This window comes from Desulfobaculum sp. SPO524, from assembly GCF_044987625.1.
Lineage (GTDB): Bacteria > Desulfobacterota > Desulfovibrionia > Desulfovibrionales > Desulfovibrionaceae > Desulfobaculum.
The window spans coordinates 809,951-828,248 of the sequence record NZ_JBJDSB010000001.1 but is presented as its reverse complement, the minus strand read 5'-3'; the positions used below and the strand labels follow the sequence as shown (position 1 = coordinate 828,248).

Genomic DNA, 18,298 nt, shown 5'->3' with positions numbered 1-18,298 from the left:
TCTACCCCTCAAGCTTGGCGATGATGTCGTCCACGGTCGTCAGTGCGTCTGCGAATTTGTAGCGTGATATCAGGGCGCCCAGCTGCGCAATGTCATCGCGCAGGGACTGCGGCCAGACCAGTTGTTCAAGGTCGGCCAGCTTTTCCTTGCTGGGGCGCGGTTTGCGCGAAGACAGCGGCGCCTTGATGTCATGAAGCGCCTCCAGAAGCGACTCCACTGCGGTGGGCGGGCCTTCCGCCGTTGTGGGCTGCGCCGGGGCCTCGGTATGGAGGCCAGCCAGCGTTGCCACAGTGGCCGCAAGGGCATCGGCAAAGGCGTTGACCTGCGCGGCTTGCGGCGTTGTTGCGCCGTCCTTGATGGCGAATTCCACGGCTTTGGCCGCGGAGGAGAGCGCGTCAGCCCCAAGGTTGCCTGCCGCGCCCTTTACGGTGTGGGCGAGGCGCTCGGCGTCTGCGGTGTTGCCGTCGGCCAGCATGTCGCGGATGCGCTGGGCCGCGTCAGCGTGGTCCGTACGCAGCTTGATGAGCAGGGAGTGGTAGAGCGCGGCGTTGCCGCCAACGCGGGTGAGCCCTGCGTCCATGTCAAAGCCGGGGAGGGCGTCCGGCAAAAGGGTGTCGGCGTCCTGCGCAGGCGGCGTGGCTGACGGCGGAGCGGAAGCCTCGTCCATGCCGTGGCCTTCGTGGGGAATCCATTGGATGAGGGTGGTGTACAGCGCGTCCGGGTCAATGGGTTTGGTGACGTGGTCGTTCATGCCGCGTTCAAGGCTCTTGTCGCGGTCCCCGGCCATGGCGTGGGCGGTCATGGCAATGATGGGCAGGTGCGCAAAGCGCGCCTCGGCGCGCAGGGCCGCTGTGGCCTCAAAGCCGTCCATCTCCGGCATTTGGATGTCCATGAGGATGGCGTCAAAGTCGCCGCTGCGCGCCTTGGCTACGGCGTCGCGCCCGTTGCTGGCAACGGTAACGGCAAGCCCTGCCTGCTCCAGGAGTTCCGTCGCCACCTGTTGGTTGATGTCGTTATCCTCGGCCAGCAGCACGCGCGCTCCGGCGATGGTGCGGCGCGCCTCGTCTAACATGCCGACGCTTTCGCTTAGTCGCGAGGTGGCCTCCGCACGCTCGCCGAAGACTTCCATAATGGTATTGAACAGCACGCTCTGCCCCACGGGCTTGATGAGGAAGCCCTCCAGCCCAATGTCTTCGGCCTGCTGCATCACTTCCTCCCGCCCGTAGGCCGTGACCATGATGATGGTGGGGATGTTTGGCAGGTTGCGGTGCGACTTGATGCGGCGGGAGGTCTCTATGCCGTCCATTCCGGGCATGTTCCAGTCCATGAGCACCAGCTTGTAAGGCTCTGCGGCGGTCTCCAGCTTGTCCAGCGCTTCCGCCCCGGAGGAGGCGATGTCCACGGCAAAGGAGAAGCTCTCCAGCATGCTGCGCAGAATTTCCTGCGAGGTGGTGTTGTCGTCCACCACAAGGATGTGCAGGTCCTTGAAGTCGTCCTTGACCACAAAGCGGCGCTGGCGCGGCACCTCGTGCAGGCCAAAGCGGGCCGTGAACCAGAAGGTGGAGCCTTCGCCGGGCTGGGAGTCCACGCCTATTTCGCCGTCCATCATATTCACGAGGCGTTTGGAGATGGTCAGCCCAAGTCCGGTGCCGCCGAATTTGCGCGTGGTGGAGGTGTCCGCCTGCGTAAAGGCGGTGAAGAGCTTGGCGCGCTGGGCCTCGGTGAGACCGATGCCCGTATCCGCAACGGCAAAGCGTAGCGTGATGGCGTCGTCCGTGCGCTCCACCACGCTGGTGGTGATGACAATTTCCCCGTGGTCCGTGAATTTGACGGCGTTTCCGGCAAGGTTGATGAGAATTTGCCCAAGGCGCAGCGGGTCGCCCACAAGGCCGAAGGGGACGTCTGCTTCGGTGCGAAAGAGCAGCTCCAGCCCCTTTTCCTGCGCGCGCACGCTGACAAGATTGGCAAGGTTGTCCAGCACGTCCTCAAGGTGGAAGGGGATATGCTCGATATCCAGCTTGCCCGCCTCGATTTTTGAAAAGTCCAGAATGTCGTTGATGATGCGCAGCAGCGCTTTGGCGGACATGTCGATTTTGTTCACGTAGTCGCGCTGCTTGCGCGACATGTCCGTCTGCAGGGCCAGATGGCTCATGCCGAGGATGGCGTTCATGGGGGTGCGGATTTCGTGGCTCATGTTGGCGAGGAAGTCCGACTTGGCCTTGTTGGCATCATCCGCGGCCTGTCTGGCGGCGGTGAGCTCGCGTTCCATTTCCTTGAGGGTGGTGACGTCCACGGCCAGCCCGCAGATGCCGTACACCTCGTCCCGGTCGTCCACGAGGGGGACTTTGGTGGTCAGGTAGGCGTGCACCGTGCCGTCCGGGTGGGGGACTTCTTCCTCAAATTCCGTAATCTGGCGCGTGCGCATGACGTCTTGGTCTACGGCGACGATGGCGTCGGCGACCTCGGGCGGAAACACCTCATGGTCCGTCTTGCCGGTGACGTCCTCCTTGGAGAGGCCGGTGGCGCGGGTGTAGTAGTCGTTGACCAGCAAGTGGCGGCCATGAAGGTCCTTCATGAGCACCACGGCCTGCATGGTGTCGATGACGGTTTGCAGCAGGTCCGTGGACTCGCGCAGGCTGCGCTCCATCTCAAGGCGCTGGGTGATGTCGTGGAAGACGATAACCGCGCCGATGGGAGCGCCGTCGCGCTCGATGGGTGCGGCGGTGTACTCCACGGGGAAGTTGGTGCCGTCCTTGCGCCATAGCACCTCGTCCACGATGCGCTGGGGCGTGCCCGTGGTGAAGGCGTGGTGCATGGGGCACTCGTGCACGTTGTAGGCGGTGCCGTCGGGGTGGGAGTGATGGATAAGGGCGTGGATGTTTTGGCCGTAGATGTCCTGCGCGGCGTAGCCCAGCATGTTCAGCGCGGCCTGATTGATGAACAGCGTGGTGCCGGTGTTGTCTACGCCAAAGATGCCCTCGCCCACGGATTCCAAAATATTTCTGGTGCGTTCCTCGGCCTCGGCAAGTGCTGTTTCCTGCGCTTTGCGGTCCGTAATGTCGCGCACGGTGCCCACGGCGAACCATTCTCCGGCAATCTGGAACGAGGCAATGGCGATTTCCACGGGGAAGAGCGCGCCGCTGCGGCGCTGGGCCATTTCTTCCCGGATGCCGCCTACGACCTCGCCGCGTCCTGTTTGGGCGAAATCCTTGAGGCCCGCGTAGGCGGCCTCGCGGTGTTCCTGCGGCACGAACAGGCCGTGCATGTCCTGCCCGAGGGTTTCCTCGGCGGCAAAGCCAAACATCTGCTCCGCCGCGCTGTTCCAAAAGCGCACGTGTCCTGCGGAGTCGAGCATGATGACCGCGTCGAGGGAGGCATCGGACATGGCGCGGATTTGTTCCTCACTGCGTTCTAAGTCCATGGTGCGCTCGCGCACGCGGTCTTCCAGTTCGTCGCGGGCCGCGATGAGGGCCATGCTGCTGCGCTCGCCAAGGAGCAGGGTAAACAGCGTGGCGCCGGAGGCGAGAAAGAGCGTGGCCCCAACGGTGAGCACAATGCCCCAGCGCATGCTGGTAAAGGTGGCGTAGGCTTCCGCGTAGTCCTGCTCTGTGGCGATGCCTATGCCAAGCTGCGCGTCCCAGGACCACACACCCACCACCTGCGAGCCGCGGTAGTCGGTGTAGCCCTTGAGGTCCATGCCGCTGCTGCCCTGCGTGGCGCTGGCCGCCATGCGCGTGAGGGGCGCGGGGGTGACGCCTGCGCCGGGCGCGCGCAGGGTGATGTTCAAAATGCTGGTGGCGTTCTCCGCCAGCAGGCCGATGTCTTCCAGCTCGCGCTGGAAGCGGCTTTGCGAGAGCATGACCCCTTTGCGGTTAAAGGCGTAGCTCTCGCCCGTGCGGCCCATCCTGCCGGATTGCATAATCTGCGAGAATTCACTCATGGCGTCGATGCGCAGTACAAGCACGGCAATGCCGGAGCCGTCCGGCCCGCGGACCGGCGCGGCGTAGCCCATGGGCACGGGCTGGGAGTCTGTGAGGGCCGTGCTGGCGCTGATGGGCGGCAGGAAGACGGTTTCGCCGGATAGAGCGCGCGCCAGCAGGCTGGCCTGCGCGTTGGCGATGGGGCTTGTGGTGCCGAGAGGCGCGTTGGCCTGCGCGGCAATGATGGTGCCGTGTGGGCTGATGAGGTGGAAGCCAAGGGTCTGGTGCAGGGCTGTGGTGTCGGCAAACAGCGTGCGGATGGCCTGCTGCGACTTGGACGCGGCAAGGGTGCCCGGCAGATGGGGCATGGCCAGGAGCGCTCTGGCTCCGCTGCGGACGGTTTCCGCGCCGGCAAGGGTTTCGGTGATGCCCCGGTGGCGCTGCGCCAAGGCGTTGAGGCGGTCCACAACGCTGGAGTGCACGGCGGTAAGGTTGTCCGCGATGGCGTCGGCCACGCGGTTGCGGTTGTATTCAAGGATGAACCACGCCAGCGCCGTGACCATGACCACAAGGAGCAGCACGCCCGCAATCATCATGCCTCTGATGCGCCGAGAGCCAAGCCCCGAGGCGAGGGCGTCCTCGGAGACGGCGCGCAGGCTGATGCGGATGAGGTAGAACATCCCCGCAAACAGCACCACAATGCCAAGGCCAAGCATCCAGATGCGCAGGGTTTGGTCCTCCGTGCGGATGTCGAAGACTGTGCGGTTGCCGCTGGAGTCCAGCAGGCCAAGGTCGCCAATCCATTGGTCGTGGATTCTGGCGTTCTCCGTGGGGGTGATGGCGTCCATGCCCTTTTGGATAATGTCGCGCAGGATGGCGTTGTCCCGTGGCACGGCAATGTGCAGGGCCACCTCGAAGGTTTCGGGCGGCAGCCCCCCTGTGAGGGTGAGGTTCATCAGCGAGTTGCGCCGGATGAGGTAGGCCGCCTCGTTGGCGCCGCCAAGGGTGGCGTCGGCCTTGCCGTCGGCCACGGCCTTCAGGCAGGCCAGCAGGCTGTTGTAGAACTCCATGCGGATGTCCGGATAATCTCGGGCCAGCACTTCCTGCTCGTAAAAGCCCTTGATGACGGCCATGGTTTTGCCGCGCATGGCGTCGAGAGAGGTGACGGCGGTGTTGTCCCGGCGGTGGATGAGCACGGAGGGGTATTTGATATAGGGGCGGGTGAAGGCGAAGTCTTCGCGCCGGGCGTCGGTCTCCACGATATTGAGCAGCACGTCCAGTTCGCCGCGCCGCGCCATCTCCATAAATTCGTCCCAACGGGGGCCGGAGACGTATTCAATGGTCATCCCCAGCTTTTTGGCCACGAGGTTCATGTAGGCGACGGAGTAGCCCTTGGGCTTGCCGCCTTCGTTGTAGTTTTGGGGCGGCCAGTTCATTTCATTGTGCACGCGGATGACGGGGTTGCGGGACAGGTAGTCCTGCTCGGCGGGCGTGAGCTGGATGGGCGCGCCCTGCGCTGTGGTGGAGACGGTGCCGAACCAGCGCCGTTCCAGCCGCGCCATATCTTCATCGGTAATAGAACTGAGGCCTTTTTGGAGGATGGAGTGCAGTTGTGGCCAGTCCTTGCGCACGGCAAAGCGGTAGCGCGGGTCGCGGTCTCCGGTAGGGATGTCGGCTTCGGCCACGGGGATGATATTGGTGAGGGTAAAGCGGCGGATGAGGTAATGCGCCACGGCGCTGTCAAGGACGGTGGCGTCGCCGCGCCCGATGGCCAGCCCCTTGAGGATGGCCTCGTAGGTGGGCAGGTACTGGACGTTCGCATCCGGGACGGCCCGTGAGATGTATTCGCCTACGGTGTCCCCCCGCGAGAGGAGCACGCGCTTGCCCGCAAGGTCCTTGAGGGAGGTGACGCCCTTGACGTCGCTGCGCACAAAGATGGCGTTCACCACTGACTTGTATGGCGAGGTGAACAGAAAATGCCGCGTGCGCTGCGGCGTGTAAAAGATGGTGTGCACGATGTCCAGCTTGCCGGTTTTGCCCATCTGCACGAGATTTTCCCACGTATCCTTCACAAAGCGGAGTTGCAACCCCGTGCGCGCGGCGATGATGCGCAGCAGGTCCACGGAAAAGCCCGTGGGGTGGCCGCTTTCGCGGAAGTCAAAGGGGGCGTAGTCCGGCTCGCTGGAGACGGTAATCTCCGGGTGGGTGCTCAGCCACATGCGTTCCTCATAGTTGAGGCGCACTGTCTCCGCGGCGGTGCGTTTTTGTCCCGTCCATTTGGCGAGGATGGCAAGCTCCTCGCCAAGGCTGATGCTGGCAAGGGCCTTATTGAGCAGGGGGGCGAGGCCGGGCAGGTCCTTGCGCACGCCTATGGCGAGGATGGAGGCCTGCCCCGGCACGGTGGAGTGGACCGCAAGGTTGGTCAGGAGCTGCTGGGCGATAAGGTACATGGCCACCGCGCGGTTGCCGATATAGGCCTCGGCCTGCCCCTGCGACACGGCCAGCAGGCAGGCCGCTGTATTGGGGAATTCCTTGATGGTGATGTCCGGATGCGTGCGCCGGAAGTGCGTGACGCTGAAGAACCCCTGTTCAAGGGCAAGGGTTTTGCCGCCAAGGGCGTCCGGCGAGGAATAGCGCGGTCCGTCGGTGCGGGCGATGAGCACATGCGGCACCGTCAGGTAGGGCGCGGTAAAGTCGAGAAATTCCGCCCGCTCGGGCTTGGGCGTCACGTCCATGATGGCATCCAGCGCGCCTGACCGTACGGCGGCCATGTTGTCCTCAAAGGGCGCGGGAGTGATGTCAAAGGCGATGCCGAGGCGCTTTTCGATAAGGCGCAGATAGTCCACGCCGATGCCCTCTGGTGCGCCGGAGGGGGACACGGCGTCCATGGGCGGCCAAGCGTCCATAATGCCTATGGAGATGCGCGGATGCTTGGCAATCCACGCAAGGTCGGCCTCGGAGAGGGAGAGGGCCTTCGCCTGCCACGGCTGGGCATGCGCGTTTTGGCTGGCCCCGCACAGGGCCGCCAAAACCATAATAGCGCAGAGGATGAGACGCACGCGGCGTAGCCACAAGGCGAAAAGAGAATGCATCTTCAAATTCATACAGTATTTTGAGGCGTGTTGGAATGGATTTGCGCGAAGAGTTGCGTACGGAAGAAGATGTAGGTCGGGACAAAAGAAGATGAAATATCGTGGTATTACGGAAAATATTCGGAAAATCTATTGCGGCGCATAAAGTTTGCCCGATTGTTGCCGATACAATGCATAGTGCGGAGAAATACGTGCACTTTTACAAGGTAGGGCACAATGAATATTGCAGGCATCGGATCATCCCCCACCCATTTGTATATGGGACAGGCTCCGGCCACCACGCAGGCCGGAGAGGGCGGAGTGCAGTCTCTGGCCGGCATGCTTGCGTCGCCTACGGAGAACGTGGGGACGCCCGGAAGCATGCTTGCCGGAAACTTTGTGCAGAGCGGTGAGCAGACCTCCCGCTACCTGAAGGGCATGATGATGGGGTTCGAGGTACAGAATCAGTACAAGAACACCATGAGCAGCATGATCGAAACCTATCAGATTCAGGCCAGTGTTGACCCGGGCAGCTACGCCTCGCGTACCCTCGCCGGTCAGAAGGCCGCGCGCGCTGTGGAGCAGATGGGCGACCGCGAAGTTGCGAAGTCCGCCACCGAGCGTATGGAAGGGGAGCGCAAGGACGACGCCGAGCGCGCCGCGCGGCGGCGCGAGGCCCCGGCGCAGCCTGAGGGCGCACCAAACGCCAATGCCAAGAAGGCGGGTGACGCTCCTAAGGCCGAAACCCCTTCACTGGATGTTGTTGTGTAGCGCCCCATGTGGCGCAACAGCCCAAAGGGACGCTGACTAGCGTCCCTTTTTTGTGGCCGCCTGACGCGTTGACAGGCCGCGGGTGACCCTTTATTCGAGAGTGAACATTCATTCACCGAAAAGGAGCGCCCATGGCACGACCGGCAGTAAAAAAGCGCGACATAGAGCAGGCGGCAATTGCGCTGTTTGCCACCAAGGGACTGGCCCGCACCACCATTAAGGACATCGCGGGCGAGGCTGGCGTGACAGAGGGCGCGCTCTACCGGCACTACAGCGGCAAGAACGAAATGGCGTGGGAGCTGTTCCGGCAGGAGATTGAGCGCTTTGCCGACGGCCTTGGCCCCCGTCTGTTTGAGGCGGGCGCAGGCGCTGCGGCCCGGCTGGAGCGCAGCGTGCGGTTCATCTTTTCCTATTATCATGAGCATCCGGTGGAGTTTGCCTTTATCATGCTCACCCAGCACGGATTCCCCGAGGAGCAGGCCATGCCCGCAGAGGTGAACCCCAATGACATGACCGTGCGGTTCGTGCGTGAGGCCATGGACGACGGGGCCGTGCCCGACGGCGACGCCGCCCTGTACGCCGGGCTGGTCATGGGCGTAGTGCTCCAGCCGCTGGTGATGCACCGCTACGACCGCCTGCGCCTGACCCCGGCGGTGGTGGACGCCGTTGTTGCCGCAACCGCGCGGGTTTTGCAGCTCTCCGCCGAGTAACGCCCCCACATATCGCGCCAAATGCGGCGCCACTGAGGAAAAGCCCTTGACCGCGTGGCGGTCTGTCCGTATTAGTAAGTTAACGTTTACTTACAAACAAGGCGAGAGGATGTCCGGCGCGGGTGCGCCGGGCGTGGGCGAAGGGGCGGTAAAGCCCGCCGCTAGCCCCGATTGGGCGCGCCGCTGCGCGCCAGAGCCTTGGCAACGTGGTATCATGCCCATGCGTCTGCCCCCAGTGGCGGCGCGGCAAAGCCCCGTGTTGCAGGAATTCGCAGTTTCCTCTACCAGAGGGGATTTCCGCACGTATTCCCATCCCGGGCAGGCACAAGAAAGGAACGAGAGCATGCAGAGTATTTGGAAGATTGGTGGTTTCCTGCCATATATACTGGTTGTCCTGCTGAACGCGGTGACGGATCTGGGGCACAAGATTGTCATCCAGAACACCGTGTTCAAGACATTTTCCGGAACGGAGCAGATTGCGCTGACGGCTCTTGTCAACGCGCTTATTCTGCTGCCGTTTATTCTGCTTTTTACGCCGTCGGCCTTTTTGTCCGACCGCTACCCCAAGGACAAGGTCATCAAGGTGTGCGCCGGGTTGTCCATCCCCATCACGGTGGGCATTACGGTGTGCTACTACATGGGCCTGTTCTGGCCCGCCTTTGCCCTGACCTTTTTGCTGGCGGTGCAGAGCGCCTTCTATTCGCCAGCCAAGTATGGCTACATTAAGGAAATGACGGGCAAGGAAGGCCTCGCTCCGGCTAACGCCGCCGTGCAGGCGGTGACCATTGTGGCCATCCTTGCCGGCGCGGTCATCTTTTCCGGCTTTTTTGAGGCCTTTTTGATAACAGACGCCGCCACCCCGGCCGAGATTCTGCGCCAGATTGCCCCGTGCGGCTATTTTCTCATCGTTGGCGCGGTGATGGAAACGGCTATCGCCTTTAGCCTGCCCGAAAAGCAGGCGGGCGACCCGTCCTCCAAGCTGGACCTGTCCACGTATCTGCATGGCGGCTACCTGCGCGCCAACCTGAACCTGCTGCGCGGCAAGGAAGTCATTTGGCTGTCCATCATTGGCCTGATGGTGTTCTGGTCCGTGAATCAGGTGGTGCTTGCGGCCTTTGGCGCCTACCTCAAGGACGTCACGGGCGAGATGAACACCGTTGTGGCGCAGGGGATGCTGGCCATCGGCGGGCTTGGCATCATCCTTGGCTCCGCCATTGCGGGGCGCTGTTCGCGCAACTACATCGAGACCGGAACCATTCCCCTTGGCGCCATCGGTATGGCCGTCAGCCTGCTGTTGCTGCCGTCCATTGAGAGCAAGTTCGTCCTTGGCACGCTGCTGTTTGTCTACGGCGTGTGCGGCGGCCTGCTTATTGTGCCGCTCAACTCCCTGCTGCAGTTTGCGGCCAGCAAGGAGAACATGGGCAAGGTGCTGGCGGGCAACAACTTCCTGCAGAACATCGGCATGCTCACCTTTCTGGGGCTGACCTTTGGCCTGTCCCATGTGGGCGTTGGCAGTGTGCCGCTCTTTTACATGCTCTCCGCCGTGGTGCTGTGCGGCACTCTGTATACGCTGTACAAGCTCCCGCAGTCCCTGTTCCGCTACCTGCTCCGCCTGATTTTCTCCCAGCGCTACAAGGTGTCCGTCTCCGGCATCAATAATTTGCCCTCCGAGGGCGGCGTGCTGCTGCTTGGCAACCATGTGAGCTGGATTGACTGGGCCATCCTGTCCCTTGGCGTGCCGCGCCGCATGCGCTTTGTCATGGACAAGGAAATCTACGAGCGGTGGTACCTGAAGTGGTTCCTGCGCTGGCTGGGCGTTATTCCCATCTCCGCCCGCGCCAACAAGGCCGCGCTGAAGGCCATCAGCGCCGCGCTGGAAAACGGCGAGTGCGTCGTCATCTTCCCCGAGGGCGCCATCAGCCGCAACGGCCAGCTTGGCGAGTTTAAGCGCGGCTTTCAGGGGCCAGCCCGTCAGTCCAACTGCGTTATCGTGCCCTTTTACCTGCGCGGGCTGTGGGGCAGCGCCTTCTCCTTCGCCACCACGCGTTTTCGCGAGATGTCCCGCATCCGCCGCACCCGCGACGTGACTATTTGCTTTGGCGAGCCGCTGTCCTCCGAAGCCTCGGCCCTTGATGTGAAAAATTCCGTGGCGCGTCTGTCCATTGACGCGTGGAAGGAATACGCCGAAACATTCGACACCCTGCCCGTGGCATGGCTCAAGACCGCCAAGACCTACATGGGCCGCCATGCGCTGGCGGATTCCACGGGCGCGGACCTGACCTACCGCAGGCTGCTGACCACCACGGTGCTGGCCTCGCGCATGCTGCGAAACCGCGTCCGCGGCCAGCAGAATGTGGGCCTGCTGCTGCCGGCCAGTGCGGGCGGCGCCATCGCCAACCTTGCCCTGCTCATGCGCGGCAAGACCGTGGTGAACCTCAACTACACCTCCGGCACCGACGCCATCCGCAGCGCTGTGGAGCGCGCGGAGATCCGCACGGTTGTCACCTCGCGCACCTTCCTGACCAAGCTGAAGGCCAAGGGCTTTGACCTGCGCGCCGTGCTTGAGGGCATGGATGTCTTCCTCATGGAGGATATGCGCGAGAACATCAGCAAGCGGAAGTTCATCGTCACCATGCTGGCCATGGAGGCCCTGCCGGTATGGGTGCTGCGTCTGATGTTTGTGCGGCGGGTGAACCTTGGCGATACGGCGGCGATTCTGTTCAGCAGTGGTTCCGAAGGCACACCCAAGGGCGTTATGCTCTCGCACGAGAATATCATGGGCAACGTGAAGCAGGTGTCCAACCTGCTCAACGCGCAGGACCATGACGTCATCCTCGGAACGCTGCCGCTGTTCCATGCCTTTGGCCTTACGGTGACCACCTTCCTGCCGCTTCTGGAGGGCATCCCCGTGGTGTGTCACCCGGACCCGACGGATGCGCGCAATATCGGGCGCATTGTGGCGCGGCATCAGGTGACCTTCCTGTGCGCAACGCCGACCTTCCTTGGTCTGTACACGCGCAACAGGCGCTTGCATCCGCTGATGTTCGCCTCTCTGCGCCTTGTGGTGGCCGGGGCCGAGCGCCTGAGCAAGGAGACCCGCGTGGCCTTCCGGGACAAGTTCGGTCTGGAAATCTACGAGGGCTACGGCACCACGGAGACTACGCCGGTAGCCAGCGTCAATACCACAGACGTCCTGAATACCAAGGACTTCTCCGTGCAGATTGGCTCCAAGCCCGGCACCGTTGGCCTGCCCCTGCCCGGTAGCGCCCTGCGCATTGTGGACCCCGACACGCTGGAGGACCTGCCCGAGGGCGAGGCCGGACTCATCCTCATCGGCGGCACGCAGATTATGAAGGGCTACCTTGGCGACGAGGAGCGCACCAAGAGTGTCATTGTGGAGAAGGACGGCATCCGCTGGTATAAGACCGGCGACAAGGGCCGCCTTGATGAGGACGGTTTCCTGATCATTTTGGACCGGTATTCGCGCTTTGCGAAGATTGGCGGCGAGATGGTCAGCCTGACCGCCGTGGAGGACGCCATGAACCGCGTCGCGCCCGACGAGGTGGATGTGGTGGCCGTGGCCGTGCCGGACGCCCGCAAGGGTGAGCGCGTCGTGGCCCTTGTGAGCGGTATGGACAAGCCCGCCGCCCTCAAGGCCGCCATGCTGGAGGACGGGACCGACGCGCTGAACGTGCCGTCCACCTTCCTGAGCGTGGAGGAGATTCCCCGCCTTGGCACGGGCAAGACCGACCTTGGCGGCGCGCGCAAGATGGCGCAGGAGATGCTGGCCCGCTAGCGGCGCATCCAGCGCCGGTGAAGCAGATATGACAGCGCCCGCGCGAACACCGTTCGCGCGGGCGCTTTTGCGTGCTAGCCCAGCTTTTCCATGCGCGACTTATGGTAGAAGAGTTCCGCCAGCATGGGGTTGCGCTCCAGAATTTTGGACATCTGTTTGTCGTGGAAGAGGATGCGCACCCAGCCCCGGCGCATAAGGTACAGCCCCAGGCCAATGAGGCCTGTGCACATGACGCCGATAAGGCTGAGCAGGATGACGTTGGAGGCCACGTCGTAGTAGGGCGATGTTGCCACCAGAAAGGACAGGATAGCGAGCTGAAAGGCGCACAGGGAGACCCCTGAGCGCAGGGTGGTATGTGCGGTGCGCTTTTCCGCCAGAATGAGCATCAGCATTTGAAATTCCAGGTTGGGCAGGCCGGAGTCGTTTCTGTTTGGCATAGCTGTGTCGTGTGGGTTGAAGGTGCGGGGCGCGGCGGCCCGGAGTGGCGCCACACGCGGCGTGCAGGCGGCGCAGGTTGCCATGGTAGCAGGTTGTGGCTGCGGTGTGGAGTGCCCGTCTGCATGGCGGCCAAGGGTGGCGTATTGCCCCCGAAATGCGTATGCTACTGCGGCGAATTTGCAAAAATCCAAAGCTGACGGGCCATTAGCGCCGGACTTGCGCTTTGGTGAAAAACGACTAAGTAGGTGCGTATGCAAGTATCAAAGACACCCATAGCGATAGATGCCGAGAAGTGTGTGGCCTGTGGCCTGTGCGCCGCGGACTGTCCCCTTGGCGTGATTGTCCATAAGAAGACGACGGGAGAGGTTGGGCCGCATCCGCGCCGCGCGGAGCGGTGCTTTCACTGTGGCCACTGTATGGCTATTTGCCCCACGGGCGCGGTAACGCTGACGGCCTTTGAAGGCCGCGAGGCAACGCGCTTTCGCCGCAAGGACCTGCCCGGCCTTGACGCGGCCGAGGCGCTGATGCAGTCGCGCCGTTCGGTGCGCGCCTTTACGGAGCAGGCCGTGGAGCGGGATATGCTGGAGCGCCTTGTGGACCTGACGGCCTATGCGCCCTCCGGCCATAATGAACGCCGCGTCAAATGGTCCATGGTGGCGACGCCGGAGGCCGTGCAGCGCGTGGTGGCCCACGCCGCCGACTGGATGCAGGAAAAGGTGGACGAAAAGCACCCTCTGGTGCAACAGCTTCATCTGCGCGGTGTGGTCCGCGCCTGCCGTGCGGGCAGCGACCTTATTTGCCGCAACGCTCCGGCGCTGGCCATTGCCTACGCCCCGCGCGAGGGCGCAACCCCCGGCGAGGACGCCGTCGTGGCCGCCGCGCACATGGAGCTTGCCGCCCATGCCGCAGGCCTTGGCGCATGCTGGGCCGGGTATGTCACCCACGCCATCAACGGCCATGCGCCCCTGCGGCAGTATTTGGGCGTTCCTGAGGAGTGTGTGGTCCACGCCGTCCTCATGCTGGGGCACCCGGAGCGCCGCTTTGGCGCCATTCCGCCGCGTATGGCGCCGGATGTGCAGTGGATTGACGGCGAGTAGGATATTCTACGACTGAGAAGGAACCGGGGAGTGCGAATGCGCTTCCCGGTTTTTTTGCGCTGTAGGGTTGGGGGCGGCTACGGCGCGGGAGGCGTGATGGGCGTGCGGGGGCCGTTTTCGCGCCACGTGTTGATGCACAGCAGGCAGTCCGCAGCCCCAAGGCGGCCAATGTCGCCCGTGGAGTAGGCCGCAAGGGCCACCTCGCCGCGTGGGGTAAGGATGAAGCCCGCCGGATGCAGCGAGCCGCTGTGCGCGTCGAAAAAACACCCGGTGGCGCGGGCGACGGAGCGGGCACTGAGCCCATAGCCCACGGGAAAGCTGAAGCCTGTTTCCTGCGCAAAGGCTATGGCGTCCTCGCGGGTATCCGTAGAGGCGGCAAGGACGGCGACGCCGCGCCCACGCAGGGCCTCGGCGTGTTGCTGAAAGTCCACCAATTGGCGGCGGCAGTGCGGGCACCAGCGCCCCCGGTACAGCAACAGGATGCCATATCCCGGACCAAGGTCCGTGGGGATGGAGCGTAACCGCTCGTCCGTCAGGGAAATGGTGAGGGGCGGGAAGGGCTCGTGCTCGTCGAGTATGCTGGTGCAGTAGTGGGCCATGTGTCCTCCCATGCGGTGGTGATGCCGCACAATAGCCTGTCCGCGTGGCGGAGAAAAGAGGCCCGCGCCCAAAACAGCGCGGCGCGTCATCCGGGGGGAGAGCGCGCCGCAAAAAAGCTGACTGGGCAGAGGGCTATACGCGGTGGCCGTGCTCGGTGCGGTAGCGCAGCAGGCTGTCCACGGTGTAGACGATAACGCCCGTCCAGATAAAGGCAAAGGTCCACAGGCGCGACATGCTGAAGGGCTCGCCGTACAGAAAGACGCCAAGCAGGAACATGCCCGTGGGGCCGATATATTGCAAAATGCCGATGGTCGTCAGGCGCAGGCGGCGCGCTCCAAAGGCAAAAGCCGCCAGCGGCAGCGAGGTAATGGCGCCCGCGCCCACCAGCAGGGCGTCCGTAGATAGCGTCACGTGCCCAAGGGCGGCATTGCCCTGCATTTCCAGCATGGCAAGGTAGGCCACGGCGGGGACGCTGAGAGCAAGGGTCTCCACGAACAGGCCGGGCAGGGCCTCCACCACCGCCACCTTGCGCACGAGGCCATACAGGCCAAAGCTCAACGCAAGGACAAGGGCAATCCACGGCACGCGGCCAAATTCCCACAGTTCCATGAGCACGCCCGCCACGCCGAGGCAAATGGCAAAGGTCTGCATGCGCGAGAGTCTGTCGCGGAAGAAGATGAACCCAAGGAGCATGCTGACCAGCGGGTTGATATAGTAGCCAAGGCTAGCCTCAATGACATGGGCGGAATTGACGGCCCAGATGTAGGTAAACCAGTTGGCGCCAATGAGTAGGCTGGAGATGGTGAGCAGCCACGCCGTGCGCCGCGAGCGCAGTGCGGTGAGCACTTCGTTCCAGCGGCGCGAGGCCGTGAGCAGTATGGCGACAAAGGGGGCGGACCACACAATGCGGTGGCACAGAATTTCAGAAGCGGGAACGGCGTCGAGAGCTTTCCAGTAGATGGGGAGCAGGCCCCACGCGATAAAGGCGGAGGCCGCCGCGGCGAGGCCGAGGTGCGATGTCGTTTCAGGTTTCATTGACGGGGGAGTCCTTTGTGGTTGAAATGCGAACCGGCGTCCAACGGTACCGTTTGTTCGCCGCAAGTAAAGGAGAAATGCGCCGCAGGGCGGATGCAGGGCCACAACATGCTGAAAAGGCGGAGAAATGAGCGACATTATGCGCTGCGCGTGGGCGCGTGGCACCGACGGGATGGTGCGCTATCACGACGAGGAATGGGGCGTGCCCGAGCACGACGACGCCCGCCTGTTTGAATTCCTCATTCTGGAGGGCGCGCAGGCGGGGCTGAGTTGGCGGACCATTCTGGAGCGCCGCGAGGGCTACAGCGCCGCATTTGACGGGTTTGACATGGCGGCGGTGGCGGCCTTTGACGATGCGCGCAAAGCCGCCCTTGCCGAGAATACGGCCATCATCCGCAACAAGGCGAAAATCCGCAGCGCCGTGAACAACGCCCGCGCCGCGCTGGCCGTGCGTGAGGAATTCGGCTCGCTGGACGCCTATCTGTGGGGCTTTGTGGACGGACGCCCCATCCAGAACGCGTGGCGCACCATGGAGGACGTTCCAGCGCAGACGGACATCTCCGTGGCGATGTCCAAGGACATGAAGCGCCGGGGCTTCAGCTTTGTGGGACCGACGGTGATGTACGCCTTTATGCAGTCCATGGGCATGGTGAATGATCATTTGATAGACTGCTGGCGGTACGAGGCCGTGCGCGCGCTGGGCGAGGGCGCTTAGGCGCTGGTACGCGGGGCTTTTTGAATGATTTATGCTTGGCGCTCGCATGTATTGCTGGCGCAGTAGGCGCGCCGCGCAATGATGCGCTTTTCTTGACAAAACCGCGCAGACTTTACATGCCTTGGCTGAACATTCCGCGACCAGCGGACAAAATGGGAGACACCAATGCGCAAGATCGTCGTATCGTTTCTGGGGCGCGACTGCCCCGGCGTCCTGCATAGCCTTGCGGACCTGCTCTGCAAGCTGGACTCGAATATTGAGGAAATCACCCAGACCATCCTGCAGACGGAGTTCGCGATGATTGTCATCGCCAGCTTTCCGCAGGAGATGGGGCTGGATGAGGTGCGCGGCAAGCTGGAAAGCGGCCTTGCCTCGTATGACATGAGCTTTACCCTGCGCGAGTTTGGCGCGGACGCCGCCAGCCCCGCGCCGGAGGCCGAACCCTTTGTGGTGACCCTCATCGGCATGGACCGAAAGGGCATTATCGCGGGCGTCAGCGGTGTGCTGGCCCAGTACGGCGTCAACATCGAGAACCTGAAGGCCCTGCCGCGCACGGCGGACTCGGAGCGCATGATCATTGGCTTTGAGATTGCCCTGCCCGTGGCTGTGGATGTGGCGGAAATCCGCGCCGCGCTGGCTGCCGAGGCCGAGCGCCTTGGCCTGAGCGTGACCCTGCAGCACAGGGACATCTTCGAGGCCATGCACCGTGTTGAGCCGCTGTAGGCCCCGCACCCGAATCTTTACACAAGGATAGAATCAATGCTGACAGACCGCGAAGTGCTCAGCACTCTCAATATGCTGCGCAACGAGCATCTCGATGTGCGCACCGTGACCCTTGGCATCAGTCTCTTTGACTGCGCGTGCGACGACTTTGACCGCTTTGCCGCCAAGGTGCGCGACAAAATCAGCCGCCACGCCGAAAAGCTGGTCGCCTACTGCGACGAGGTGGGCGACAAGTACGGCATCCCCGTGGTGAATAAGCGCATCAGCGTGTCGCCCATGGGCGTTGTGGGCGCGGCCTTCGGCCCCGACGAGATGGTCCGCGCCGCCTGCGTGCTGGACGAAGCCGCGCGCGACGCCGGGGTGGACTTTCTCGGCGGCTTTGGCGCGCTGGTGGACAAGGGCATGACCTCGGGCGACCGCGCCCTTATCGAGGCCCTGCCCGAAGCCCTTGCCGTGACCGAGCGCGTGTGCTCCTCCATCAACGTTGCCACCTCAAAGACCGGCATCAACATGGACGCCGTGGCCCTTATGGGCGAGACCATCCGCAAGGCTGCCGACCGCACCGCCGACCGTGGCGGCATTGGCTGCGCCAAGCTGGTCGTCTTTGCCAATATTCCGCAGGACGTGCCGTTTATGGCGGGCGCCTACCTTGGCGTTGGCGAACCCGACGCCGTGGTGAGCGTTGGCGTCTCCGGTCCCGGCGTGGTGCGCAAGGCCATTGACCGCGCCCGCGAGGCCAACCCGGAGTTCAACCTTGGTGAACTGTCCGAGGTCATCAAGCGTACGGCCTACAAGGTCACCCGCGTTGGCGAAATCATTGGCCGCGAGGTGGCGGGCAAGCTAAACCTGCCCTTTGGCGTGGTGGACCTGTCGCTGGCCCCGGCCCCGCAGGTGGGCGACAGCGTGGGCGAAATATTCCAGAGCCTCGGCCTGTCCTCCATTGGCGCGCCCGGCTCCACCGCCGTGCTGGCCATGCTGAACGACGCTGTGAAAAAGGGCGGAGCGTTTGCGTCCTCCCACGTGGGCGGCCTGTCCGGCGCGTTTATTCCGGTGTCCGAGGACCTCAACATTGCCGAGGCCGCGGCCACGGGCAAGCTGAGCCTTGAAAAGCTGGAAGCCATGACCTGCGTGTGCTCTGTGGGCCTCGACATGGTGCCCATCCCCGGCGATACCCCGGCCTCCACCATCTCCGCCATCATCGCGGACGAGATGGCCATCGGCATGATCAACTCCAAAACCACCGCCGCGCGCATTATCCCGGTTCCGGGCAAGGGCGTTGGCGACAGCGTGTCGTGGGGCGGCCTGCTTGGCGAGGCCAAGATTATGGCCGTGCCGCAGATGCAGGGCTCCGAGGACTTCATTGCCCTTGGCGGACGCATCCCGGCCCCAATCCACCAGATGAAGAACTAACGGCGCATGCGG

Annotated in this window: 11 protein-coding genes; 7 read left to right on the top strand and 4 right to left on the bottom strand. The window is 63.4% G+C overall.

Features of this window, described 5'->3' with window-relative positions; all coding sequences use genetic code 11:
• Position 1 precedes the first annotated feature (1 nt).
• Entirely contained in the window at positions 2 to 7,012 is a 7,011-nt protein-coding gene (locus ACI3L3_RS03445) for a transporter substrate-binding domain-containing protein (protein WP_404843697.1), read from the bottom strand.
• Positions 7,013 to 7,228: 216 nt separating this feature from the next.
• On the opposite strand from ACI3L3_RS03445, the gene ACI3L3_RS03440 reads away from it, so the two are divergent.
• The 3 genes from ACI3L3_RS03440 to ACI3L3_RS03430 all read left to right on the top strand — a co-directional run bounded on the left by ACI3L3_RS03440 (position 7,229) and on the right by ACI3L3_RS03430 (position 12,268).
• Complete coding sequence (locus tag ACI3L3_RS03440; protein WP_404843696.1) at positions 7,229 to 7,762, top strand: hypothetical protein; 534 nt, start codon at positions 7,229 to 7,231, stop codon at positions 7,760 to 7,762.
• 131 nt (positions 7,763 to 7,893) lie between these two features.
• Positions 7,894 to 8,472, top strand: a complete 579-nt coding sequence (locus ACI3L3_RS03435; RefSeq protein ID WP_404843695.1) for a TetR/AcrR family transcriptional regulator — start codon at positions 7,894 to 7,896, stop codon at positions 8,470 to 8,472.
• Positions 8,473 to 8,815: 343 nt separating this feature from the next.
• A complete protein-coding gene (locus tag ACI3L3_RS03430; RefSeq protein ID WP_404843694.1) occupies positions 8,816 to 12,268 on the top strand; it encodes an acyl-[ACP]--phospholipid O-acyltransferase in 3,453 nt (1,150 codons plus the stop codon).
• A gap of 74 nt (positions 12,269 to 12,342) precedes the next feature.
• On the opposite strand, the gene ACI3L3_RS03425 is transcribed toward ACI3L3_RS03430, so the two are convergent.
• Positions 12,343 to 12,705, bottom strand: a complete 363-nt coding sequence (locus ACI3L3_RS03425) for a hypothetical protein (protein ID WP_404843693.1) — start codon at positions 12,703 to 12,705, stop codon at positions 12,343 to 12,345.
• Between the two features lie 252 nt (positions 12,706 to 12,957).
• Between ACI3L3_RS03425 and ACI3L3_RS03420 the strand changes: the two genes are divergently transcribed.
• Positions 12,958 to 13,803, top strand: coding sequence for a nitroreductase family protein (locus ACI3L3_RS03420; RefSeq protein WP_404843692.1), 846 nt, complete (start codon positions 12,958 to 12,960; stop codon positions 13,801 to 13,803).
• Between the two features lie 77 nt (positions 13,804 to 13,880).
• On the opposite strand, the gene ACI3L3_RS03415 is transcribed toward ACI3L3_RS03420, so the two are convergent.
• Together ACI3L3_RS03415 and rarD are read right to left on the bottom strand one after the other, a co-directional pair.
• Complete coding sequence (locus ACI3L3_RS03415) at positions 13,881 to 14,402, bottom strand: redoxin domain-containing protein (protein ID WP_404843691.1); 522 nt, start codon at positions 14,400 to 14,402, stop codon at positions 13,881 to 13,883.
• Between the two features lie 133 nt (positions 14,403 to 14,535).
• The gene (gene rarD / locus ACI3L3_RS03410; RefSeq protein WP_404843690.1) at positions 14,536 to 15,438 is read right to left on the bottom strand and encodes an EamA family transporter RarD; all 903 of its coding nucleotides are present in this window, start codon (positions 15,436 to 15,438) and stop codon (positions 14,536 to 14,538) included.
• A gap of 127 nt (positions 15,439 to 15,565) precedes the next feature.
• Between rarD and ACI3L3_RS03405 the strand changes: the two genes are divergently transcribed.
• The 3 genes from ACI3L3_RS03405 (at position 15,566) to ACI3L3_RS03395 (ending at position 18,286) form a co-directional block, all read left to right on the top strand.
• Entirely contained in the window at positions 15,566 to 16,153 is a 588-nt protein-coding gene (locus ACI3L3_RS03405; RefSeq protein WP_404843689.1) for a DNA-3-methyladenine glycosylase I, read from the top strand.
• 165 nt (positions 16,154 to 16,318) lie between these two features.
• Positions 16,319 to 16,876: a glycine cleavage system protein R gene (locus ACI3L3_RS03400; protein WP_404843688.1), complete on the top strand. Its 558-nt coding sequence runs from the start codon at positions 16,319 to 16,321 to the stop codon at positions 16,874 to 16,876.
• Between the two features lie 36 nt (positions 16,877 to 16,912).
• The gene (locus ACI3L3_RS03395; RefSeq protein ID WP_404843687.1) at positions 16,913 to 18,286 is read left to right on the top strand and encodes a PFL family protein; all 1,374 of its coding nucleotides are present in this window, start codon (positions 16,913 to 16,915) and stop codon (positions 18,284 to 18,286) included.
• Positions 18,287 to 18,298 lie beyond the last annotated feature (12 nt).

Coding starts and splice junctions, on each gene's coding strand:
- ACI3L3_RS03445 (WP_404843697.1), bottom strand. CDS start 7,012: ATGCATTCTCTTTTCGCCTTGTGGCTACGCCGCGTGCGTCTCATCCTC.
- ACI3L3_RS03440 (WP_404843696.1), top strand. CDS start 7,229: ATGAATATTGCAGGCATCGGATCATCCCCCACCCATTTGTATATGGGA.
- ACI3L3_RS03435 (WP_404843695.1), top strand. CDS start 7,894: ATGGCACGACCGGCAGTAAAAAAGCGCGACATAGAGCAGGCGGCAATT.
- ACI3L3_RS03430 (WP_404843694.1), top strand. CDS start 8,816: ATGCAGAGTATTTGGAAGATTGGTGGTTTCCTGCCATATATACTGGTT.
- ACI3L3_RS03425 (WP_404843693.1), bottom strand. CDS start 12,705: ATGCCAAACAGAAACGACTCCGGCCTGCCCAACCTGGAATTTCAAATG.
- ACI3L3_RS03420 (WP_404843692.1), top strand. CDS start 12,958: ATGCAAGTATCAAAGACACCCATAGCGATAGATGCCGAGAAGTGTGTG.
- ACI3L3_RS03415 (WP_404843691.1), bottom strand. CDS start 14,402: ATGGCCCACTACTGCACCAGCATACTCGACGAGCACGAGCCCTTCCCG.
- rarD (WP_404843690.1), bottom strand. CDS start 15,438: ATGAAACCTGAAACGACATCGCACCTCGGCCTCGCCGCGGCGGCCTCC.
- ACI3L3_RS03405 (WP_404843689.1), top strand. CDS start 15,566: ATGAGCGACATTATGCGCTGCGCGTGGGCGCGTGGCACCGACGGGATG.
- ACI3L3_RS03400 (WP_404843688.1), top strand. CDS start 16,319: ATGCGCAAGATCGTCGTATCGTTTCTGGGGCGCGACTGCCCCGGCGTC.
- ACI3L3_RS03395 (WP_404843687.1), top strand. CDS start 16,913: ATGCTGACAGACCGCGAAGTGCTCAGCACTCTCAATATGCTGCGCAAC.